At 59.2% G+C, this 21,912-nt stretch carries 23 protein-coding genes; 11 read left to right on the forward strand and 12 right to left on the reverse strand.

Annotated elements, in window-relative coordinates:
* The first annotated feature begins 64 nt into the window (after positions 1-64).
* The 4 genes from AO240_RS29075 to AO240_RS21505 all read left to right on the forward strand — a co-directional run bounded on the left by AO240_RS29075 (position 65) and on the right by AO240_RS21505 (position 1,751).
* The gene (locus tag AO240_RS29075) at positions 65-196 is read left to right on the forward strand and encodes a hypothetical protein (RefSeq protein WP_256586020.1); all 132 of its coding nucleotides are present in this window, start codon (positions 65-67) and stop codon (positions 194-196) included.
* Positions 197-233: 37 nt separating this feature from the next.
* Entirely contained in the window at positions 234-803 is a 570-nt protein-coding gene (phnN, locus tag AO240_RS21495; protein ID WP_099239038.1) for a phosphonate metabolism protein/1,5-bisphosphokinase (PRPP-forming) PhnN, read from the forward strand.
* 343 nt (positions 804-1,146) lie between these two features.
* On the forward strand, positions 1,147-1,335 hold the full coding sequence (locus AO240_RS21500; protein WP_099239040.1) for a type II toxin-antitoxin system HicA family toxin: 189 nt from the start codon (positions 1,147-1,149) through the stop codon (positions 1,333-1,335).
* An 11-nt stretch (positions 1,336-1,346) separates the two neighbouring features.
* Complete coding sequence (locus tag AO240_RS21505) at positions 1,347-1,751, forward strand: type II toxin-antitoxin system HicB family antitoxin (protein ID WP_053130578.1); 405 nt, start codon at positions 1,347-1,349, stop codon at positions 1,749-1,751.
* A gap of 6 nt (positions 1,752-1,757) precedes the next feature.
* Here AO240_RS21505 and AO240_RS21510 read toward each other — a convergent pair whose 3' ends face one another.
* Positions 1,758-2,954: an MFS transporter gene (locus AO240_RS21510; protein WP_099239042.1), complete on the reverse strand. Its 1,197-nt coding sequence runs from the start codon at positions 2,952-2,954 to the stop codon at positions 1,758-1,760.
* 178 nt (positions 2,955-3,132) lie between these two features.
* Between AO240_RS21510 and AO240_RS21515 the strand changes: the two genes are divergently transcribed.
* Positions 3,133-3,756 (forward strand): DUF5666 domain-containing protein, encoded by a 624-nt coding sequence (locus AO240_RS21515; protein WP_099239044.1) that lies wholly within the window; start codon positions 3,133-3,135, stop codon positions 3,754-3,756.
* A 66-nt stretch (positions 3,757-3,822) separates the two neighbouring features.
* On the opposite strand, the gene AO240_RS21520 is transcribed toward AO240_RS21515, so the two are convergent.
* The 5 genes from AO240_RS21520 to gcl all read right to left on the reverse strand — a co-directional run bounded on the left by AO240_RS21520 (position 3,823) and on the right by gcl (position 9,339).
* A complete protein-coding gene (locus AO240_RS21520) occupies positions 3,823-4,827 on the reverse strand; it encodes a sulfate ABC transporter substrate-binding protein (protein ID WP_099239046.1) in 1,005 nt (334 codons plus the stop codon).
* Positions 4,828-4,932: 105 nt separating this feature from the next.
* Complete coding sequence (locus tag AO240_RS21525; protein ID WP_099239048.1) at positions 4,933-5,757, reverse strand: ion transporter; 825 nt, start codon at positions 5,755-5,757, stop codon at positions 4,933-4,935.
* A 103-nt stretch (positions 5,758-5,860) separates the two neighbouring features.
* Complete coding sequence (locus tag AO240_RS21530; RefSeq protein ID WP_099239050.1) at positions 5,861-6,751, reverse strand: 2-hydroxy-3-oxopropionate reductase; 891 nt, start codon at positions 6,749-6,751, stop codon at positions 5,861-5,863.
* 19 nt (positions 6,752-6,770) lie between these two features.
* Complete coding sequence (gene hyi / locus AO240_RS21535) at positions 6,771-7,553, reverse strand: hydroxypyruvate isomerase (RefSeq protein WP_099239051.1); 783 nt, start codon at positions 7,551-7,553, stop codon at positions 6,771-6,773.
* Positions 7,554-7,563: 10 nt separating this feature from the next.
* Positions 7,564-9,339 (reverse strand): glyoxylate carboligase, encoded by a 1,776-nt coding sequence (gene gcl, locus AO240_RS21540; RefSeq protein WP_099239053.1) that lies wholly within the window; start codon positions 9,337-9,339, stop codon positions 7,564-7,566.
* Between the two features lie 238 nt (positions 9,340-9,577).
* On the opposite strand from gcl, the gene AO240_RS21545 reads away from it, so the two are divergent.
* Entirely contained in the window at positions 9,578-10,018 is a 441-nt protein-coding gene (locus tag AO240_RS21545) for a heme-binding protein (protein WP_099239056.1), read from the forward strand.
* Positions 10,019-10,155: 137 nt separating this feature from the next.
* Here AO240_RS21545 and AO240_RS21550 read toward each other — a convergent pair whose 3' ends face one another.
* The gene (locus AO240_RS21550; protein ID WP_099239058.1) at positions 10,156-10,614 is read right to left on the reverse strand and encodes a transposase; all 459 of its coding nucleotides are present in this window, start codon (positions 10,612-10,614) and stop codon (positions 10,156-10,158) included.
* Positions 10,615-10,823: 209 nt separating this feature from the next.
* Positions 10,824-11,429, reverse strand: a complete 606-nt coding sequence (locus AO240_RS21555) for a TetR/AcrR family transcriptional regulator (RefSeq protein ID WP_099239060.1) — start codon at positions 11,427-11,429, stop codon at positions 10,824-10,826.
* A gap of 134 nt (positions 11,430-11,563) precedes the next feature.
* Here AO240_RS21555 and AO240_RS21560 point away from each other — a divergent pair, with 134 nt between their 5' ends.
* Complete coding sequence (locus AO240_RS21560) at positions 11,564-12,478, forward strand: DUF808 domain-containing protein (protein WP_099239062.1); 915 nt, start codon at positions 11,564-11,566, stop codon at positions 12,476-12,478.
* A 79-nt stretch (positions 12,479-12,557) separates the two neighbouring features.
* Here the strand turns inward: AO240_RS21560 and AO240_RS21565 are convergent, their stop codons facing one another.
* Together AO240_RS21565 and AO240_RS21570 are read right to left on the reverse strand one after the other, a co-directional pair.
* Complete coding sequence (locus tag AO240_RS21565; RefSeq protein ID WP_099239064.1) at positions 12,558-13,346, reverse strand: VacJ family lipoprotein; 789 nt, start codon at positions 13,344-13,346, stop codon at positions 12,558-12,560.
* The gene (locus AO240_RS21570) at positions 13,339-14,637 is read right to left on the reverse strand and encodes a serine/threonine protein kinase (protein ID WP_099239066.1); all 1,299 of its coding nucleotides are present in this window, start codon (positions 14,635-14,637) and stop codon (positions 13,339-13,341) included. Before AO240_RS21570 ends, AO240_RS21565 begins: the two co-directional genes overlap by 8 nt.
* Positions 14,638-14,872: 235 nt before the next feature.
* On the opposite strand from AO240_RS21570, the gene AO240_RS21575 reads away from it, so the two are divergent.
* Positions 14,873-15,241, forward strand: coding sequence for a hypothetical protein (locus AO240_RS21575; RefSeq protein ID WP_099239068.1), 369 nt, complete (start codon positions 14,873-14,875; stop codon positions 15,239-15,241).
* A 97-nt stretch (positions 15,242-15,338) separates the two neighbouring features.
* Here AO240_RS21575 and AO240_RS21580 read toward each other — a convergent pair whose 3' ends face one another.
* Positions 15,339-16,892 (reverse strand): glycosyl hydrolase family 17 protein, encoded by a 1,554-nt coding sequence (locus tag AO240_RS21580; protein WP_099239096.1) that lies wholly within the window; start codon positions 16,890-16,892, stop codon positions 15,339-15,341.
* Between the two features lie 332 nt (positions 16,893-17,224).
* On the opposite strand from AO240_RS21580, the gene AO240_RS21585 reads away from it, so the two are divergent.
* The 3 genes from AO240_RS21585 (at position 17,225) to AO240_RS21595 (ending at position 20,298) form a co-directional block, all read left to right on the forward strand.
* Positions 17,225-18,076, forward strand: coding sequence for a glycine betaine ABC transporter substrate-binding protein (locus tag AO240_RS21585; RefSeq protein ID WP_099239070.1), 852 nt, complete (start codon positions 17,225-17,227; stop codon positions 18,074-18,076).
* A 255-nt stretch (positions 18,077-18,331) separates the two neighbouring features.
* On the forward strand, positions 18,332-18,643 hold the full coding sequence (locus AO240_RS21590; RefSeq protein ID WP_099239072.1) for a DUF485 domain-containing protein: 312 nt from the start codon (positions 18,332-18,334) through the stop codon (positions 18,641-18,643).
* Entirely contained in the window at positions 18,640-20,298 is a 1,659-nt protein-coding gene (locus AO240_RS21595; RefSeq protein ID WP_099239074.1) for a cation acetate symporter, read from the forward strand. Before AO240_RS21590 ends, AO240_RS21595 begins: the two co-directional genes overlap by 4 nt.
* Positions 20,299-20,476: 178 nt before the next feature.
* On the opposite strand, the gene gltA is transcribed toward AO240_RS21595, so the two are convergent.
* Positions 20,477-21,766 carry a citrate synthase gene (gene gltA, locus AO240_RS21600; protein ID WP_058411722.1) on the reverse strand — a complete coding sequence of 430 codons (1,290 nt, stop codon included), beginning with the start codon at positions 21,764-21,766 and terminating at the stop codon, positions 20,477-20,479.
* Between the last annotated feature and the right edge of the window lie 146 nt (positions 21,767-21,912).

The raw sequence follows: 21,912 nt of genomic DNA on the forward strand, positions 1-21,912 counted from the left end.
CGTTGGACTGCGCAGCAGTCCCAACTCAGACACTGCATTTTATTCATTGCGCCAGGCGCTGAACATGAAAGTATTGGGGGTAGCGCCTTACGGGGTGCGTGGCAGCGCGCGCTGGGGTACTGTTGCCGCCGCAGGCCTGGCTGCCGGGTTATCGCTGGATATACTCAAGCCACAAGCCGCGAACGGCTTTTTGTAACGCAACACATCTGGCACCAGGCGAAGAGGAATTTTTAATGGCAGGCAGGTTGATCTATCTCATCGGGCCATCGGGCTCGGGCAAGGACAGTCTGCTGGATGCCGCACGCCCGCGTTTGGCCGAGCGTGGCTGCCGCATCGTGCGCCGTGTGATCACCCGCTCGGCGGAAGCTGCCGGCGAAGCCGCCCAAGGCGTGAGCCCGGAGCAGTTTGCCGTGATGCAGGCCGAGGGCGCGTTTGCTCTCAGTTGGCACGCGAATGGGTTGGCCTATGGCATTCCCAAGGTCATCGACGCGTGGCTGGCAGCCGGTGACGACGTGCTGGTCAATGGCTCGCGCGCGCACTTGGCGCAGACTCGCGAGCGTTACCCCACATTGCTGGTGTTGCTGCTGACGGTGGATCAAGGCGTGTTGCGCGAGCGCTTGGTAGCACGCGGGCGTGAGTCGTTAGCGGACATCGAAGCTCGGCTGGCGCGTAATGCGCGGTTCACGGCTGAGGTGGCTGCGGGCAACGGTTGCGAATTATTGGTGCTGGATAATTCCGGCCCGCTTGAGCACACGGTCGAGCGCTTGCTGTGCTGGCTTCACGCACACTCGGCGTGCGCCTGAGGTGTTCTCACACCTCTATGCCAAACCGGCGCGCTAACGCTTTACGGCCTTTGGGCGTGACGCCCAACGCGCGGCTGTCCATGTTCTGAGTCACCGCATCACGGCCAATCGCATTCTGCAGGCTGCTGCGCCCAACGCAAACAGGCGTGTTCCGCGTTTCCACACGGCTGTGCAGAGCCGGTAAACCTTGCAGATACCTCGCAAACGCTCGCGCCTTCCTGGAATTAAGTCAGTCGGTTTCCAATATCCCGCAATACACCCGCCAATCCGGTTTCGCTATCTTGTGCTTGAATTAATATAACTCTAGGGTTACTTTTATTCAGGCCAGGCCAAGGAGGCTGAGGTGCAAAGCAGGTTATTGATCAAGGAGCTGCAAGAGGCGGGTTGGGTGCTGGATCGGGTCACGGGCAGTCATCATATTTTTTCTCATCGCTATAACCCGTACACGATCCCGGTGCCGCATCCGAAAAAAGACCTGCCCATGGGCACCGTCAGCAGCATCAGGAAACGCGCCGGGCTGTTTCAGTTTTAAGGAGAGCATTCATGCAATACCCAATCTGTATTGAATGGGGCGATGACTTCACCGCCACCGGTATTCAGATCCCCGACATCCCAGGCGCAGTTACCGCTGGGGACAGTTTTGAAGAGGCCTATAACGCGGCGGTCGAAGTCGCGCACATCCTGTTGCAAGAAATAGCCGCTGAAGGCGGGGTGATTCCGATGCCAACGTCAGTGGCCAATCATCATGCCCACGAAGACTACGCCGGGATGGGCTGGGGGATGTTGGAGTTGGACATCTCGCCCTATCTGGGCAAGACCGAGAAGGTCAATGTGACCTTGCCCGGTTATGTCATCCAGCGAATCGACCGCTATGTGCGGGAGCACAAGGTCAAAAGCCGCTCGTCATTTCTGGCGGATGCGGCCTTGGAGAAGTTGGTGCGCTCTTGACGGCAATCAGGCGGTGGCGACCGATGTTTGCCGCGACGCACTCATGAACCGCAACAACGCAATCAACGGCAGGGCACTGCCTATCAGCACCACGCCCAGCCAGCCGCCGTGTTGATACACGCTGCTGGCAATCGCCGAGCCGAAGGCACCGCCGATGAAGATGCTGGTCATGTACAGCGCGTTCAGGCGGCTGCGGCTGTTGGCGTCCAGGGTGTAAATAGCGCGTTGGCCGAGGACCATGTTCATCTGCACGCAGAAGTCCAACACCACGCCGGTGACCGCCAGGCCGATCACGCTGTACAACGGGTGCACGAAGGCAGGCAGAAAGCTCAACGCGGCAAACAGCATGGCCAGCAGCGAGGCGCGGTGAGTGTGGCCAGCATCCGCGAGGCGGCCGGCAATCGGCGCGGCGATGGCGCCCAAGGCACCGACCAGGGCAAACAGTGCGATTTGGCTTTGGCTCAGGCCGTGGTTGCGCGCCAGTTCCAAAGGTGCAGCGGTCCAGAACAGGCTGAAGGCGGCGAACATGCAGCCCTGATAGAACGCGCGTTGGCGCAATACCGGTTGCTCACGCAGCAGCGTGCCCAGCGAGCGCAGCAGTTGGCCGTAGCTGGCGCTGTGGTCAGGCTGTCGCTTGGGGATGGTCAGCAGCAATACCACGCTGATAAACGCCATCAACGCGGCGGCGGCCATGAACATCGCGCGCCAGCCGAAGTGGTCGGCCACAAGGCTCGACACCGGCCTTGCCAGCAGGATACCGAGCAGCAGGCCGCCCATGATGCTGCCGACCACGCGGCCACGCGATTCGGCAGGGGCCAGGTGGGCGGCCAGCGGAATCAGAATTTGCACCGAGACGGAACTGAAACCGATCAGCAGCGACACAAGCAGGAACAGGTTCGGTTGCTCGGTGAACGCAGCACCCAGCAGGCTGGCGATGGCCACCACGGTGGTGGTGATCATCAGCTTGCGGTTTTCCAGCAGGTCGCCCAGTGGCACCAAAAAAAACAAGCCCAGCGCGTAGCCGATTTGCGTCAGCGATACGATCAGGCTGGCCATCGCCGGGGTAAGGCCAATGTCCGGCGCGATCAGCTCGATAATCGGTTGGGCGTAGTAGATGTTGGCAACAATGGCGCCGCAACAGAACGCAAACAGCATCACCATGCCTCGGGTCATGGTGCTTGTAGCAGGTGGAGTAGCGTTCATGGTGTTCTCGTTAAAGCGAAGGAAGGTGGCGTGCGAGAGTAAAGACAACGCCGCAGCGGGAGTAGGGCGCCGGCATCGATAACATTCATGCCGGGAATTAATGACTGAAACGTTAACTGTTGAGTCGAACGCCAATGATACATTCAGGCACAACTGCCGAAACAGGAAATCCACGTTCATGAAGATCACGCTGAACAAGATGCTTATGGCTTCAACCCTCGCCGCGGCCATGGCGATGGGCTTGGCCAATTCCGCCAATGCTGCAGACGCCCCGCGTGTCGGCGTACGCGGCGCCATTACCGCGATGGACGGTGACGCGATGCACGTCAAGGTCAACAGCGGTGAACAAGTTACCGTGCACCTGACCAAAGACACCCAAGTGCGCGCCGTCACTTTGGCCAGAATCGACGAGATCAAGCCTGGCAGCTACATCGGTTCCGCCGCCATGCCCAACGCCGACGGCACCCTGACTGCGCTCGAAGTACACGTATTTCCACCGGCCATGGCCGGCACGGGTGACGGGCATCGCGCATTCGACTTGAAAGAAGGCAGCAGCATGACCAACGGCACCGTTGGCGACCTGGTGGTCAGCAACGGGCGCACCTTGACCGTCAAATACAAAGGCGGCGAGCAGAAGATCGTGGTGCCGGAGGATGTGCCGATCGTCAACCTTGAACCTGGGGATCGCAGCTTGCTCAAACCGGGGGTGAAGGTGGTGATGTTTGCGGCGCAAGGCGCGGACGGGACCATCACCGCGCAAGCTATTTCGGCCGGTAAAGACGGCGTAACACCGCCGATGTAACGGCAACACCCAAAGCCAAATGTGGCCAAGTGTGGGAGGGAGCAAGCCCCCTCTCACATGTTGAGCTTACTGACCGCTGTAAATCTGATCAAAAACCCCGCCATCATTGAAGTGGGTTTTCTGCACGGTGCGCCAGTCACCAAAGGTCTTCTCGACCGACAGGAAGTCGACTTTCGGGAAGCGGTCGGTGTACTTGGCCAACACCTTGGGGTCACGCGGGCGCAGGTAGTTGTTGGCTGCGATTTCCTGGCCTTCCGGCGACCACAGGTATTTCAGGTAGTCTTCGGCGGCCACGCGGGTGCCTTTTTTCTCGACCACTTTGTCGACCACCGACACTGGCGGCTCCGCTTCGGCGGAGACACTTGGGTAGATCACTTCGAACTGGTCACGGCCGAACTCACGCGCGATCATTTCCGCTTCATTTTCAAAAGTCACCAGCACGTCGCCGATCTGGTTGGTCATGAACGTGGTGGTGGCTGCGCGGCCGCCGGTGTCCAACACGGGCGCGTGCTTGAACAGCTCGCCAACAAATTTCCTGGCTTTGTCCTCGTCGCCACCGTTCTTCAGCACATAGCCCCACGCCGACAGGTAGGTGTAGCGGCCGTTACCCGAGGTTTTCGGGTTAGGCACGATCACTTGCACGCCATCTTTAAGCAGGTCCGGCCAGTCTTTCAGGGCTTTGGGGTTGCCCTTGCGCACGATAAACACGGTGGCCGAGGTGAACGGTGCGCTGTTGTTCGGCAGGCGCGTGACCCAGTTGTCGGGCACCAGTTTGCCGTTGTCTGCGAGGGCATTGATGTCGGTGGCCATGTTCATGGTGATTATGTCAGCCGGCAGGCCGTCGATCACCGAGCGGGCTTGCTTGCTGGAGCCGCCGAAGGACATCTGCAAGGTCAGTTTGTCGTCCGGGTGCTCGGCTTCCCAGTGTTTCTGGAAGGCGGCGTTGTAGTCTTTGTAGAAGTCGCGCATCACGTCATAAGAGACGTTGAGCAGGGTGACCGGTGCAGCCTGAACGGCACCGGCCAGGGCCAGGCCGGCGGCCAGGAGAGACGCGCTGAGGATTTTTTTCACTGCTCATTCCTTGTTGTTCGAGAAGGTTGTCGATTGCGTGGGGGCAATTTGCCAGCGACTATAGCCGGGCCTGCATAGACGCTTAAAGATTAAAACGAACTGTGCTTATTCCAGTTTCGGGAAAAGGTTATTGCCGCAGCGTGAGCAAAACGCCGCGTTGGGTTCATGGTTGTTCTTTTTGCACACTGGGCAGTCGTGCTGCAGTTGTTCGCCGCGCATCGCGCTCGCCAGTTCTGCAGTGAATATGCCGGTAGGCACGGCGATGATCGAATAGCCGGTGATCATCACCAGCGACGAAATCACCTGGCCGAGCGGGGTTTTCGGCACGATGTCGCCAAAGCCCACGGTGGTCAGCGTGACGATGGCCCAATAGATGCCCTTGGGAATACTGGTAAACCCGTGTTCCGGGCCTTCGATCACGTACATCAGGGTGCCGAATACCGTCACCAGCGTGCACACGCTGACCAGGAACACCACGATCTTCTGCTTGCTGCCGCGCAGCGCCGCCATCAGGTAATTGGCTTGTTTGAGATACGGGCTGAGCTTGAGCACGCGGAAAATCCGCAGCATCCGAATAATGCGGATGATCAGCAGGTACTGCGCGTCGCTGTAATACAGCGCGAGGATACCGGGCACGATGGCCAGCAAATCCACCAGCCCATAAAAGCTGAAGGCGTAGCGCAACGGCTTGGGCGAGCAATACAGCCGCAACCCGTACTCGATGGCAAAAATGATGGTGAAGCCCCACTCGATGTAGGCCAGCACGTTCGCGTAGTTGTCGTGGACGGTTTGGATGCTGTCGAGGATTACGATCACCAGGCTTGCGAGGATGATCAGTAACAGGGTGCTGTCGAAGCGCCGCCCGGCGGCAGTATCGCTCTGGAATACCATGACGTAGAGCCGCTGACGCCAATCGTTGTTGCTGTGCATAAAGCCCGCCCGAATCGAATGTCGAGCAAGCCTAGGGGGATTCGAACGGGCTGTCCACGCGGGCTGCCACTTCGACAGCCAAACAGGACCCAATGTGGGAGGGTTATTGACCGCGAATCGAAAAATTCGCCATATGCTCCAGCCCCTTGATCAGCGCGGAATGGTCCCAGTTGCCGCCGCCAATCGCCGCGCAGGTGCTGAACACTTGCTGGGTGCTGGCAGTGTTCGGCAAATTGATCCCCAGTTCCTTGGCGCCGGCCAGTGCCAGGTTCAAGTCCTTCTGGTGCAGGTTGATACGAAAGCCTGGGTCGAAGGTGCCGTTGATCATGCGCTCGCCGTGTACGTCGAGGATCTTCGACGAAGCGAAGCCACCCATCAGCGCTTCACGCACCTTGGCCGGGTCGGCGCCGTTCTTGGCGGCGAACAACAGCGCTTCGGCGACTGCCTGAATGTTCAGTGCGACGATGATTTGGTTGGCGACCTTGGCGGTCTGGCCGTCGCCATTGCCGCCGACCAGGGTGATGTTTTTGCCCATACTTTGAAACAGCGGCAGGGCGCGTTCAAATGTTTGCGGCGTGCCCCCGACCATGATGCTCAAGGTGCCAGCCCTGGCGCCGACTTCACCACCGGAGACCGGTGCATCCAGGTACTGCGCGCCGGTTTGAATGATCCTGGCGGCAAATGTTTTGGTGGCGGTGGGCGAGATCGAACTCATGTCGATCACCACCTTGTTCGGTGCCAGGCCCGCGGCCACACCCTCGGCGTGGAACAGCACGTCATCGACCTGCGGGGTGTCGGGCACCATCACAATGATGAACTCGGCGTGCTGCGCGACCTGCCGTGGGCTGGCCAGCGCCACGGCGCCAGCATCGAGCAATGCTTGCGCAGCCTTGCCGTGGTGTTCGGACAGAAACAGTTGGTGGCCGGCTTTTTGCAGGTTCGCCGCCATGGGTTCGCCCATGATTCCGGTGCCGATAAATCCGATGTTAGCCATGTTCAATATCCTCGTGGGTCTACTGTGGGAGGTGGCTGTTGAGCCAACCCAAACCGGCTTCGGTGGTGGTCAACGGCGTGTATTCACAGCCGACCCAACCGGCATAACCGATGCGGTCCAAATGGTCGAACAGGAAGCGGTAGTTAATCTCGCCGGTGCCTGGCTCATTGCGCCCTGGGTTGTCGGCCAGTTGAATGTGGTTGATCGCGCCCAAGTGCGCGGCCAGGGTGCGGGCCAGGTCGCCTTCCATGATTTGCATGTGATAGATGTCGTATTGCAGGAACAGGTTGGTGCTGCCGACCTGTTCGCGAATTGCCAGGGCTTGCGCGGTGTTATTCAGATAAAAGCCCGGAATATCGCGGGTGTTGATCATCTCCATCACCAGCTTGATGCCCGCTGCTTGCAGCGCGTGCGCAGCGTATTTAAGGTTGGCGACGAAGGTTTTTTGCAGGGTTGCGTCATCCACATCGGCGGGACGAATGCCCGCCAGGCAGTTGATCTGCGTATTGCCCAGCACGTGCGCGTAGGCGATGGCCAGCGTGACCCCGGCGCGGAACTCCTCGACGCGGTCTGGGTGGCACGCCAGGCCGCGTTCGCCTTTGGCCCAGTCACCGGCCGGCAAGTTGAACAGCACTTGCGTGAGGCCGTTGGCGTCCAGTTGCGCTTTGATCTCGGCGGAGCTGAACTCATACGGGAACAGGTATTCGACACCTTCGAAGCCTGCGTCGGCGGCCGCTTTGAAACGGTCAAGAAAGTCCAGTTCGGTAAACAGCATGGACAGGTTGGCGGCAAAGCGCGGCATAGGGCTCTCCTTAATCGAGCAGTGAAATGGCAGTGGGCGCGTCGTTGCCCACCAGCGCCAGGTCTTCGAATTCGTTGACGGCGTTGATCTCGGTGCCCATCGAAATATTGGTCACGCGCTCCAGAATAATCTCAACGATCACCGGAACCTTGAACTCTTCGAGCATGTGCTGAGCCTTGCGCAACGCCGGTGCGATCTCGCCCGGTTCGAACACACGCAGCGCCTTGCAGCCGAGGCCTTCGGCGACCGCCACGTGGTCCACGCCATAGCCATTCATTTGCGGCGCGTTGAGGTTGTCGAACGCCAACTGCACGCAGTAGTCCATTGCAAACCCGCGCTGGGCCTGGCGGATCAGCCCAAGGTATGCATTGTTCACCACCACGTGGATGTACGGCAGCTTGAACTGCGCGCCCACGGCCAGTTCTTCGATCATGAACTGGAAGTCATAGTCGCCCGACAGCGCGACCACTTGGCGCGTCGGGTCGGCCTTGACCACGCCGAGCGCCGCAGGAATGGTCCAGCCCAACGGCCCGGCCTGGCCGCAGTTGATCCAGTGTCGCGGCTTGTACACATGCAGAAACTGCGCGCCGGCAATCTGCGACAGGCCAATGGTGCTGACGTAGCAAGTGTCTTTGCCGAACACCTGGTTCATCTCTTCGTACACCCGTTGCGGCTTGACCGGCACGGTGTCGAAGTGGGTTTTGCGCTGCAGCGTCGCTTTGCGCTGCTGGCAGTCGTGCAGCCAGGCGCTGCGGTCCTTGAGTAAGCCTGCGGCTTTCCACTCGCGGGCCACCTCGATGAACATTGTCAGCGCGGCGCCAGCGTCGGAGACGATGCCCAGGTCCGGGGTAAATACGCGGCCAATCTGCGTTGGCTCGATGTCGACATGAATGAACCTGCGGCCTTCGGTGTACACCTCAACCGAACCGGTGTGGCGGTTGGCCCAACGGTTACCAATGCCCAGCACCACGTCCGACTTGAGCAATGTGGCATTGCCGTACCGGTGCGAGGTTTGCAGGCCGACCATGCCCACCATCAGCGGGTGATCGTCGGGGATCGTGCCCCAGCCCATCAACGTTGGGATCACCGGTATGCCGGTCAGTTCGGCGAACGCCACCAGCAGTTCGCTGGCGTCGGCGTTGATCACACCGCCGCCGCTCACGAGCAAGGGGCGTTCCGCCTGGTCCAGCAGCGCCAGGGCTTTTTCGACCTGAATGCGCGTGGCCAGTGGCTTGGCCAGAGGCAGCGGCTGATAGGCGTCAATGTCGAATTCGATCTCGGCCATCTGCACGTCGAATGGCAAGTCGATCAGCACCGGCCCAGGGCGGCCGGAGCGCATTTCATAGAAGGCTTTCTGGAACGCGTACGGCACTTGGCCGGGCTCCATGACCATGCTCGCCCATTTGGTCACCGGCTTGACGATGCTGGTGATGTCGACGGCCTGGAAGTCTTCCTTGTGCATCCGCGCCCGCGGCGCTTGCCCGGTGATGCACAGGATAGGAATCGAGTCGGCCCACGCGCTGTAAAGACCCGTGACCATGTCGGTGCCCGCCGGGCCTGACGTGCCGATGCACACACCGATATTACCGGCCTTGGTGCGCGTATAGCCCTCGGCCATGTGCGAGGCGCCTTCAACGTGACGAGCAAGCACGTGATCAATGCCACCGACCTTTTGCAATGCCGAATACAGCGGGTTGATCGCGGCGCCCGGGATGCCGAAGGCGGTATTGACACCTTCACGCCGCATCACCAGAACGGCGGCTTCGATTGCTCTCATTTTAGTCATTGTATTGGCGCCTCGTTGTTTTTGTAATTGTATACAATATTTTCTGGGTGGAGTTTATTCACGGGCGGAGGCGCAGGTCAATCCATTTTATTCAGAGGTCTCTGCGTGAGATACGGGGCGATTTAGGCTATTTTTTAAAGTATTTTGGTCGATTTAAGAAAATATCGTATACAAAAAATAAAATTATTGTGTTCTATTTGTTGGGTTGAGTATCTCCATAAAAACGAGGGCCACACCCATGAGCGCTTTAACCTTGACACTCGCCACCCACCTGACCAGTCAGGCCCTTACCGCAGGGCGTAGTCTTTCGGCTGCGCCGCTGACCATTGCGGTGCTCGACAGCGGCGGGCACTTGGTCACCTTGCTGCGCGAAGACGGTGCCAGCCTGCTGCGCCCGCACATCGCCATCGGCAAGGCCTGGGGCGCGATTGCGTTGGGCAAGGGCTCGCGCCTGCTGGCACTCGACGCGCAGCAACGCCCGGCGTTTATCGCGGCGCTCAACAGCTTGGGGCAGGGCAGCGTGGTGCCCGCGCCGGGTGGGGTGTTGATTCGGGATCAGGACGGCCAGGTGCTGGGCGCGATGGGAATCAGCGGGGACACGTCGGATATTGACGAGCAGTGCGCGATTACAGCAATTGAGGGGGCGGGGTTGTTGGCGGATGCGGGGCTGCCGGTCTGATTGTTGGGTGAATGCCAGGGCCTCATCGCGAGCAAGCCCGCTCCCACAGTGGATTTGCAGTGTTCATACAATGTGTGTCCGACACTGACCACTGTGGGAGCGGGCTTGCTCGCGATGGGCACAACGCGGTCTCTGCTCTACACCCAAACCGCGTCCCATAGCGGATAGTCGCCGATGCGCTTTACCAGCCCGGCGCGCAATGGATTGGCCACCACGTACCTGGCCATTTTTACCAGATCGTCCTCCTTGCGCAGTGCCCGGTCATGAAAACCGGTTTGCCACAGGCGACCTTTACGCCCTGTGGCGCCGTTCACGCTTCGTGTGCTCTTGGACTTCACCTTGCACATCAAGTCGCTCAGTGAGCCCTTTTGTAATTCGATCAGCCAGTGGAAGTGATCGGGCATGATGACCCACGCCAGTGAGTTGACCAGGCCTTGATGTTGAGCGATTCGAAATTGAGAGACCACTAATCGACCGAGATGAAAATCAGTGAATATCGGCACCCTTTCGTGGAAGTTGGTCGTGATGAGGTAGGTGCGGTTGTGTTCGCTGAACCGGCCAATACGCAGGCGGTGTGAAGCGGGGAGGTCAGCCATTCCTTGGCCTCTCTTCAGTGGGTGTTCTGAGAGGCTAGATGAGGGCGCCTGAGGTTGATCTACGGGCTTTGGGCAAGATGTGTCTGAACGCGCGCTATCGCGAGCAAGCCCGCTCCCACAGTGGGCTTGCAGTGTTCATACAATGTGTGTCCGACACTGACCACTGTGGGAGCGGGCTTGCTCGCGATTAGTGCAGGCACCGCGGTCTATCAGTCCGGCGCACAGCCTTTGAGCACCAACCGGATAATCGTCTGCGCTGCCGCCTCGTAATCGGCCTCATCGAGCTTGGCCTTGCCGGTCACCGCGGAAATCTGCCAGTCAAAATCCGCGTAGGTCTGGGTCGCGGCCCAGATGCTGAACATCAAGTGATTGGGGTCAATCGCCGCGATCAGGCCGCGGTCCACCCAGTGCTGGATGCAGTTGATGTTGTGTTTGGCCTGGGCGTTGAGCTGCTCGACCTGCTCGGCACTCAAGTGCGGCGCGCCGTGCATGATTTCGCTGGCGAATACCTTGGAGGCAAACGGCAGGTCGCGCGAAATGCGGATTTTCGAGCGGATGTAATTGCTCAACACCACCGAAGGCTCACCCTGCGGGTTAAACGGCGTGGACGCCGCCAGGATCGGCTCGATAATACTTTCGAGCACCTCGCGGTAGAGGTTGTCCTTGGACTTGAAGTAGTAATAGACGTTGGGCTTGGGCAGCCCTGCCTTGGCGGCGATGTCGCTGGTTTTGGTCGCGGCGAAGCCCTTGTCGGCAAACTCCTCGCTGGCCGCCCGCAAAATCTTTTCTTTGTTGCGCTCGCGAATGGTGCTCATAGACCAGCAGTTTCCTTGCCAAGACAGGCGGTTGCGCATGGTAGCACCGGCTTTGCGCCAGCCTCAACAATGTGCCCGCAAAGCGCTGGGCCGCGTTATGCTCGCCCCCTCTCTCCCTAATGGAAGCCCGATTCATGGCAGCAAGCAGCTTGTTGGTTTTGATCGACGATATCGCCGCGGTACTCGACGACGTTGCACTGATGACAAAAGTGGCGGCAAAAAAGACCGCCGGTGTGCTGGGCGACGATCTTGCGCTTAACGCCCAGCAGGTTTCCGGAGTGCGTGCCGAACGCGAAATTCCGGTGGTGTGGGCGGTCGCCAAGGGCTCGTTTATCAACAAGCTGATTCTGGTGCCCACCGCTTTGTTGATCAGTGCGTTTGCACCGTGGGCGGTGACACCGCTGCTGATGCTCGGTGGGGCGTATTTGTGTTTCGAGGGCTTTGAAAAGCTCGCGCATAAATTCCTCCACAGCAAAACCGACGTCGAGGCCGAACATGCCGAGGTGGTGAAAGCTGTCGCCGACCCTGCGACCGACTTGGTGGCCTTCGAGAAGGATAAAATCAAGGGTGCGGTCCGTACGGATTTCATCCTCTCTGCCGAGATCATTGCCATCACGCTCGGCACCGTGGCTGATGCACCCCTGATGCAGCAGGTCATCGTGCTGTCTGGCATCGCGATTGTCATGACCATCGGCGTTTACGGCCTGGTGGCCGGTATCGTCAAGCTGGATGACCTGGGCCTGTGGCTGACCGAAAAACCAGGCCAAGCGGCGCGCAGCATCGGCGGGGCGATTTTGCGTGTAGCGCCCTACATGATGAAAAGCTTGTCGGTGATCGGCACAGCGGCGATGTTTATGGTCGGTGGCAGCATTCTGACTCACGGTGTGCCGGTGGTGCATCACTGGATCGAGACGCTAAGCCAGAGCACCGGTGGCTTAGCGTGGTTGATGCCTACGCTGCTCAATGCGGTGGCGGGGATCATTGCGGGGGCGATTGTATTGGCTGTGGTTCAGGTGGTTGGCAAGGTATGGCGAACTGCAAAGCGCTGACGGTTTGCATCGCCGGCAAATAAAGCCGTCGCCATAAAAAAAGGCCATTCAATCGAATGGCCTTTTTTTGTCACGGTGGTTACTCGGCGATCTGCAACTTGCGCGACTCGGTGTAGATGTAGCGTACCTTTTCATACTCGAACGGCGAATTCATCTGGCCGTAGCGGAAGCTGGTCTGGTAGCGCTTGTCGACCGCGCGCAAAGCCCAGATTTCCGGGTGGTTTTCGCTGACTTTGGACACGTTCAGGAAGTTGATTTGCGACTCGGCGCTGAAATCGACGACCAAGCCACCGGTGTCGCGCAGGTTCGATGGGCCGAAGATCGGCAGCATCACATAGGCGCCGCCAGGTACGCCGTAGAAACCCAACGTTTGGCCGAAGTCTTCGCTCTGGCGCGGCAGGCCCATGGCGGTGGCCGGGTCCCACAGGCCGGCGATGCCGATGGTGGTGTTAAGCAGCAGGCGCCCGGTGGTTTCCAGAGAGCGGTGGCCCTTGAGTTGCAGCAGGCTGTTCATCAGGTTGGGCACATCGCCCAAATTGTTGAAAAAGTTGCTCACGCCGGTGCGCAGGAAGCTCGGTGTGATATAGCGGTAACCATCCACCACCGGCAGGAACACCCACTGGTCGAAGCGGTAGTTGAAGTGGTACACGCGGCGGTTCCACGACTCCAGCGGGTCATACACGTTGAGCGCGGTCAGTGCCGAGCGCTCGAACTCGCGCTGGTCCAGGCCGGGGTTGAACTTGAGCTTGGTCAACGGCTCCTTGAAACCGTCGTTATCGACCTTGACCGGTTCGTGCGCCTTGCTGTTGTCGGCATTGGCGACGCCCGAACACATCAGGGCAGCGAGCAGCAGAAGATATTTAGCCACGGAAGAACTCCAGCATGGCGTCGGCGTTGACGCGGTAATTGAGGTTGCCGCAGTGGCCGCCCAGCGGGTAGACGGTCAAGCGATCGCCGAAGGTTTTACGCAGAAAACCCAAGTCGCCAGGGCCGAGAATTACGTCGTCGGCGTTGTGCATTACGGCGATTTTCGGGCTGGTGTGCAGGTAATCCTTGAGGGCATACAGGCTCACCTGATCGACCAGTTGCAGCACGCTGCCGCCGTCAGAGCGTGCGCGCCACATCGGGATCACTTGTTCGGTCAGGTAGCAGTCGAAGTCACATTGCAGCGCGCGCTTGAGGAACGGCGTGAGGCTGGTGCCTTCGGTGATCGGGTATTTGGGCGGGATGATCAGGCCGCGACGGTTGATCAGGTCCGAGGTGAAGGCAATGTCGGCCGCCGCAAAACGGAACACAGTGCCGATCAGCATGGCCATCTGTTCGTTGGTCAGATGCTGCTTGGAGTTCTGGAAGTCGTAGAGCAGGGCGTCGTTGAGGTCGATGTAGCCCTTTTGCTGGAAGTAGCGCGTCAGCTTGTTCAGCACCAGTTCATAAAATGTGGTGGTGTTGTTGATGCCCTTGACCTCGGTTTGTACCAGCTTGTCGAGGTTGGTGATCGAGGTGAAGAGGTTGACCGGCGGGTTGAGCAGCAACACTTTCTTGAAGTTGAAGCTGCGACGGGTCTCGTCGAGTTTGCTTACAAACGCAGCTTCCAGCGCGCCGAGGCTGTAACCGGTGAGGTAAAAGTCAGTCACCGGCAGCGAGGCGTTCTGTGCGCGTACGGCTTGCATCACGCGGTACATGTCTTCGGCATCTTCCTGGGTGATGCCCGGGGTGGCGAAGCGCGAGGCGGCGCTGATGAAGTCGAAGCTGGTCGGCGACGACAGTTGCACCACGTGGTAGCCAGCCTGGTAGTACAGTTTTTTCAGGAATTCGTTGATGCTGCTGTCAAACCGCGCACCGGTGCCGGCGATCAGGAAGATCAGCGGCGCGGCGTGGTCCTGCTTGGCGATGCGGTAGGTGAGTTTTTTCACCGCCCAGAAGTTGTCCGGCAGGCTGAATTCGCGCTCTGGGCGCATGTTCAGCGTGTAGTCGGACTGGTTGATCTCATCGTCGGTCGGCAATTTGGGCCGAAGATCGGGCGGTGTGCTGGCCAGGGTCGCTTCGAACGGGTTTGTCAAAGGGAAGCCATAGGTGGCTTGGTCTATATCGACGGCCAGTGCTGACGCACTCAAAAAAAGGCTGCCCAGTAAGGCAGCGCAGCGCAAGGAACGGAGCATGACTTAATCCCTAAGAGGAAACGTGCTGAATGAAGTTCGCAGGCTATGACCACCGCGTTGCCACCGAAGTGCCAGCTTTCGGTACGAAAAGTCGGAAAATAACGTCGGAATCGGGGTAATAGTTGCGAGACGATACACTTTGTGACGCTTGGATGAATACTTATCTGTGCAGACACCTTGCTAAAGGCGGCCGTGGGATTAAGCTGAGCGCCGTTTTGCCTATCGGAGTGCCCCAATGTCCCGCCGCTTGCCGTTGATTTTGCTGCTTATTGCCTTGCCGTTGTGGCTGGCCGCCAGTTATGGCGCACGTTACGGTTTTATGGAGGACAGCCATTGGGTGGGCATCTGTGCCGATGATGCGAGCCGCTGGGAATGCCAACTGCGTTCAAGCCTTGGGCTGATGATCCACTTTAAAGTGTTGGGTTGGGCTGCGTTGGTCACGTCGGTGCTTGCGTTTTTTGTGCCGGGCCGTACGGGCTGGGGCTTGGCGGTGCTGGGTTTGGTGTTCGGGTTGCCGGCGTTGGCATTGTACAACACCACATTTGCGGTATTTGCGGTGGTGATTGCGGGGTTGCGGTTGGTCAGAAAGCCGCGGGTTGCCTGACAGGGCCAATCGCGAGCAAGCCCGCTCCCACAGTTGACCGAGTGCACGCCCTGGAACGCGGTCAACTGTGGGAGCGGGCTTGCTCGCGATAGCGGTTCTAAACCTTGCGCACCCGCAAGCAACGCCACAACGCCACCACCATCAGCCCACTGACCAGCGCCCACCCCCAGGCCTGCTGGTTCAGCAAGCCTTCACGGTAAAGCTGCGGCGCAATGCCTGCACCGATGATGAAGGTCAGTAGCGCAATTTCCCGACGTGGCCCGTGCACCGGGCGCAGCAGGTAGACCAGCGCCGGCAGCAGCAGCGCGGCACTTGGGAAGCTGCGATAACGCGGGTCAAACACCAGCGCCAGCATCATCACGGCACCGGCAAACCCGGCGATTGCGACCAGCCAGCCCGCGCGCTGCTCAAGCCAGTTGAACGCGCGCTGGCGCCAACCTTCGCGGGCGCTCAACGCCAGTGCGGCGTGCGCCAGCACCAACAGGTTCAACGCCACCAGCAACCCGGCCCATACCCATTCATCGTTGGAGCGTGCGGTCACGCGGGTCAGTTCGGCCCAGGTGCCGATGGAGCACGCTGCGACAGCGCCGAGCAATGGCAACAGCCACGCTGAGCGAGTGCTGCGCACGCGGCCACCGAGCACAAGGGTGCCGAGCAAAATGATTGCGCCGGTGCCCAACCACAGCGGCCAGTACGGCACATTGGTCACCGGCCCGGCGAGGATGCCCTTGTCCTGACGGTCTGCATCAAACAAACCCCAATAGCCGCCGACCGCGCCTTCACTGGCGCGTTTCCACGGCTGGTCAAAGGCTTCGATCAGGTTGTAATGCCAGCCATTCGCTTCGGCCATGGCCACAAAACCGCGCATGAACCTGGCTTCGTTGACCCGGCTCGGCACTGCGGTTTCGCGCTGGCGGCCTTCGCTGGGCCAGCCGGTCTCGCCGATCAGCACGTCTTTGGGCGCAAATTTGTTGCCGAAGGTCTGGCGTACGTCGCCCACATGCTTGAGTGCCTGGTCGATGCCCGACGGGTCATCTTCCCAGTAGGGCAGCAGGTGGATGGTCAAAAAGTCTACCGCCGGGGCGATTTCCGGGTGTTTCAGCCAGAACTCCCACACGTCGGCGTAGGTGACCGGCTGCTTGATCTGGCTTTTGACCTTGTGAATCAACGTCACCAGCTGTTTGGCGGTGACTTCTTTACGCAACAGGGCTTCGTTGCCGACGATGACCGAGGTCACCACGTCAGGGTTGGCGTTGGCGGAGACGATCAACAGGTCGACTTCCTTTTCGGTCATCACCGGGTCACTGCTGACCCAGGCGCCGATCATCAACTTCAGCCCGTGCTTGCGCGCCAGGCCCGGCAAGGCTTCCAGGCCGGTCATGGAGTAGGTGCGGATGCATTCAAAGCGGGTGGCCAGCAGCTCCAGGTCGGCGTCCATGCGCTCGGGGCGCAGTGTGAACGGCTGGTCGAACGGCGACTGGTCCTTGTCGAACGGTGTATAAGAGGCGCACTGCATTTTGTGGCTGGCGCTGGCGACGTCCGGCAACACCACTGGCCGGCCGAGGCCGTACCAATAGCCCACAAGGGCCAGCAAGCCGAGGATCAAGGCGAAACAATAGGGCAGGGCAGGGAAGCGTGCAGTCGCGGGCATGGTCGGCTTATCTGGGGGAGCAAAGGCGCGCATCTTACCCGGATTTAACCCGTTCCAGTGGGGCTGCATAATTTTGACATGCAAAGTTCGGGCGGGATTCTGCTGCTATGGCCTGTAAATCGTCTTGCTGGCGATGTGATGTCGTTACTGGCTGACCGGAGGTCGCAGTCAGAGCAGGTCCAACGCGCCGGCAGGTTGATGATCAAAGAGTCAGCACGCAACTGATGCCGCCGCAACCGGATCGATGCGCGTGAAGGGTGCGCGGCGCACCACCGAACAACAGGTTGACGTCGCCCGGCATCCGTCGGGCGCAGCACTTTCGGGGAAGTAATATGAAGATGCGACGACTCTTGGGCGCAGCTGCCACTCTGGTAGTTGCGATGGGCTCCACCGTGGCCAGCGCCGACAGCAAAACCCTGAGCATCGGCTACGTAGACGGCTGGTCCGACAGCGTTGCCACCACGCATGTGGCGGCAGAGGTGATCAAGCAGAAGCTCGGTTATGACGTGAAACTGCAAGCCGTGGCCACCGGGATCATGTGGCAGGGCGTGGCCACCGGCAAGCTCGACGCGATGCTCTCGGCCTGGCTGCCCGTGACCCACGGTGAATACTGGGCCAAGAACAAGGACAAGGTGGTCGACTACGGCCCCAACTTCAAGGAGGCGAAAATTGGCTTGATCGTGCCGGAGTACGTCAAGGCCAAGTCCATCGAAGACCTCAAGACCGACACTACCTTCAAGAACAAAATCGTCGGCATCGACGCCGGTTCAGGCGTAATGCTCAAGACCGACGAGGCGATCAAAGCCTACGGCCTGGACTACAAACTACAAGCCAGCTCAGGCGCCGCGATGATCGCCGAACTGACCCGTGCCGAAGACAAACAGGACTCCATTGCGGTGACCGGTTGGGTGCCACACTGGATGTTCGCCAAGTGGAAACTGCGTTTCCTCGACGATCCAAAAGGCATTTATGGTGCTGCTGAAACCGTCAACAGCATTGGCAGCAAGGGCCTTGAGAAGAAAGCGCCGGAAGTCGTCGCCTTCCTGAAGAAATTCCAGTGGGCCTCCAAGGATGAAATCGGCGAAGTCATGCTCGCCATTCAAGACGGCGCCAAGCCTGAAGCCGCGGCCAAAGACTGGGTCGCCAAGCACCCTGAGCGTGTGGCCGAGTGGACCGCTAAATAACACCCCGATGTAACCCTGTGGGAGGGGGTTTGCTGCCGATGGCGGTGTGTCAGTCCTGGATGTTTCAACTGGCACATCGCTATCGGGCGCAAGCACCTTCCCACATTGCGTTTGACCTCCCCGCAAATGTTTCTGCGCGCCGCCAAACCCTCGCTACACTCCCTCTACTACTAAGGTCGTCTGGAACCTGTTCCGTAGCCGCATACAGTGGATACGTTCCAATAATAAAAAAGCTGTGCTGCGAGGATAAAAACAATGAACGACAGCATTTACCTCTCGATTCAAAACAGCCCGCGCTTCAAGGAGCTGGTTAAAAAAAGAGAACGGTTCGCCTGGATTCTCTCGGCGACCATGCTTGGGCTTTACTCCGCTTTCATCCTGTTAATTGCCTACGGGCCTCAAGTGCTGGGGGCCAAGCTCAGCCCTGGTTCGTCTATTACCTGGGGCATCCCGATCGGGGTAGGGCTGATTGTTTCGGCCTTCATCCTCACCGGTATCTACGTACGACGCGCCAATGGCGAATTTGACGACCTGAACAATGCGATTCTCAAGGAGGCTGCGCAATGATCCGGCGTCTATTGGCGGTACTCGGCGCTTCGGTCTTCGCGCCCGCCGTTTGGGCGGCGGATGCATTGACCGGTGAAGTGCAAAAACAACCGTTGAACATTTCAGCGATCGTAATGTTCGTGGCCTTCGTCGGTGCGACCTTGTGCATCACTTATTGGGCGTCCAAGCGCAACAAGTCGGCGGCTGACTACTATGCAGCCGGCGGCAAGATCACCGGTTTCCAGAACGGCCTGGCGATTGCCGGCGACTATATGTCGGCGGCGTCTTTCCTGGGTATTTCCGCGCTGGTGTACACCTCCGGCTACGACGGCCTGATCTACTCGATCGGCTTTTTGGTGGGTTGGCCGATCATTCTGTTCCTGATCGCCGAGCGCCTGCGTAACCTGGGCAAGTACACGTTTGCCGACGTGGCCTCCTACCGCTTGGGGCAAACCCAGATCCGCAGCCTGTCGGCGTGTGGTTCGCTGGTGGTAGTGGCGTTCTACCTGATCGCGCAGATGGTCGGCGCGGGCAAGTTGATCCAGCTGCTGTTCGGCCTGGACTACCACGTAGCGGTCATCCTGGTGGGCATCCTGATGTGCATGTACGTGCTGTTCGGCGGCATGCTGGCGACCACCTGGGTGCAGATCATCAAGGCAGTGCTGCTGCTGTCCGGTGCCTCGTTCATGGCGCTGATGGTGATGAAGCACGTCAACTTCGACTTCAACATGCTGTTTGCCGAGGCAATCAAGGTTCACCCTAAAGGTGAAGCGATCATGAGCCCCGGTGGCTTGGTGAAAGACCCGATTTCGGCATTCTCCCTGGGCCTGGCACTGATGTTCGGTACCGCCGGCCTGCCGCACATTTTGATGCGCTTCTTCACCGTAAGCGACGCCAAGGAAGCGCGTAAGAGCGTGCTGTATGCCACAGGCTTCATCGGCTACTTCTACATCCTGACGTTTATCATCGGCTTTGGCGCGATCCTGCTGGTCAGCACCAACCCTGCGTTCAAGGATGCGGCTGGCGCGTTGCTCGGCGGTAACAACATGGCGGCGGTGCACCTGGCTGACGCGGTGGGTGGCAGCTTGTTCCTGGGCTTCATCTCGGCCGTGGCGTTTGCCACCATCCTTGCGGTGGTTGCCGGTTTGACCCTTGCCGGTGCTTCGGCGGTGTCGCATGACCTGTACGCCAGCGTGATCAAGAAAGGCAAAGCTAACGACAAGGACGAGATTCGCGTATCGAAGATCACGACCGTGGCCTTGGGTGTATTGGCCATCGGCCTGGGTATCCTGTTCGAAAGCCAGAACATCGCGTTCATGGTTGGCCTGGCGTTCTCGATTGCTGCGAGCTGTAACTTCCCGGTGCTGCTGCTTTCCATGTACTGGAAAAACCTCACCACCCGTGGCGCGATGATTGGCGGCTGGCTGGGTTTGATCAGTGCCGTTGGCCTGATGGTGCTTGGCCCGACCATCTGGGTGTCGATCCTGCACCATGAAAAAGCCATCTTCCCGTACGAGTACCCGGCGCTGTTCTCGATGATCATTGCGTTCGTCGGCATCTGGTTCTTCTCCATCACCGACAAGTCGGCGGCGGCGGTGAAAGAGCGTGCGCTGTACTTCCCTCAGTTTGTGCGTTCGCAAACTGGCCTTGGGGCGAGTGGGGCGGTGAATCATTGAGGCAGTTGCAAGCTTTAAGCTACAAGCTGCAAGTTAGAAGCAGTGTTGTATAGAGAAATACCCCTGTCGTGAGGCAGGGGTATTTTTTTGCTTGTAGCTAACAGCTTGAAGCTTGCAGCTCACTAAATCCCGGGCAAAAAAACGGCCTCATAAAGAGGCCGTTTTATTTGGCTGAGATTTAGTGCCGATCTTCCAGCTTGGTGATGTCACGCGACTCGTAGCCGGTGTACAACTGGCGCGGGCGGCCAATCTTGTACGGGCTGGAGAGCATTTCTTTCCAGTGGGAGATCCAGCCCACGGTCCGCGCCAGGGCGAAGATCACGGTGAACATGCTGGTTGGAATGCCGATCGCCTTGAGGATGATCCCCGAGTAGAAGTCGACGTTCGGGTACAGCGAGCGTTCGATGAAGTACGGGTCGGTCAGGGCGATCTCTTCCAGGCGCATGGCCAGTTCGAGTTGCGGATCGTTCTTGATGCCCAGTTCCTTCAACACTTCGTCGCAGGTCTGCTTCATGACGGTGGCGCGTGGGTCGCGGTTTTTGTAAACCCGGTGACCGAAGCCCATCAGTTTGAACGGATCGTTCTTGTCCTTGGCCTTGGCGATGAAGGCGTCGATGTTCGAGACATCGCCGATTTCATCGAGCATGGTCAATACGGCTTCGTTCGCGCCGCCGTGAGCAGGGCCCCACAGTGCGGCGATACCGGCGGCGATACAGGCAAACGGGTTGGCACCCGAAGAGCCCGCCAGGCGCACGGTAGAGGTGGAGGCGTTCTGTTCGTGGTCGGCGTGGAGGATGAAGATCTTGTCCATCGCCTTGGCCAGCACCGGGCTGATCGGTTTGATCTCGCACGGGGTGTTGAACATCATGTGCAGGAAGTTTTCCGCGTACGTCAGGTCGTTGCGCGGGTACATCATGGGCTGGCCCATGGAGTACTTGTAAACCATTGCGGCCAGGGTCGGCATCTTGGCAACCAGGCGGATCGCGGAAATTTCGCGATGCTGCGGGTTATTGATGTCCAGGGAGTCGTGATAGAAGGCCGACAGGGCGCCGACTACGCCGCACATGACGGCCATCGGGTGGGCGTCGCGACGGAAGCCGTTGAAGAAGGTCTTCAACTGCTCGTGAACCATGGTGTGGTTCTTTACGGTGCTCACGAACTGGGCTTTCTGCTCAACCGTTGGCAGTTCGCCATTCAGCAGCAGGTAGCAAGTTTCGAGGTAGTCCGAGTGCTCGGCCAGTTGCTCGATCGGGTAACCGCGGTGAAGCAGAATGCCATTGTCGCCATCGATATAGGTGATCTTCGACTCGCAAGAGGCGGTCGACATGAAGCCTGGGTCGAATGTGAAACGGCCCGTGGCCGTCAGACCCCGTACGTCTATAACATCGGGACCAACGGTGCCGGTTAAAATGGGCAGCTCGACGGGGGCTGCGCCCTCGATGATCAACTGCGCTTTTTTGTCAGCCATGTGGCCTCCTATTTATGCTTCAAATCATCAGACAGACCCCCCACGCAGGGCCCGCACCACTATAGTGAGATAAATTCAGATGTCAATTTGCCTAAAGTCTTGCCCCAGAAGGCTTTAACCGTACTTTTTCCTCGAAATTAACTGCC

The sequence above is a fragment of the Pseudomonas sp. ICMP 460 genome (genome assembly GCF_002723595.1).
In the GTDB taxonomy this organism is placed as follows: domain Bacteria; phylum Pseudomonadota; class Gammaproteobacteria; order Pseudomonadales; family Pseudomonadaceae; genus Aquipseudomonas; species Aquipseudomonas kitaguniensis.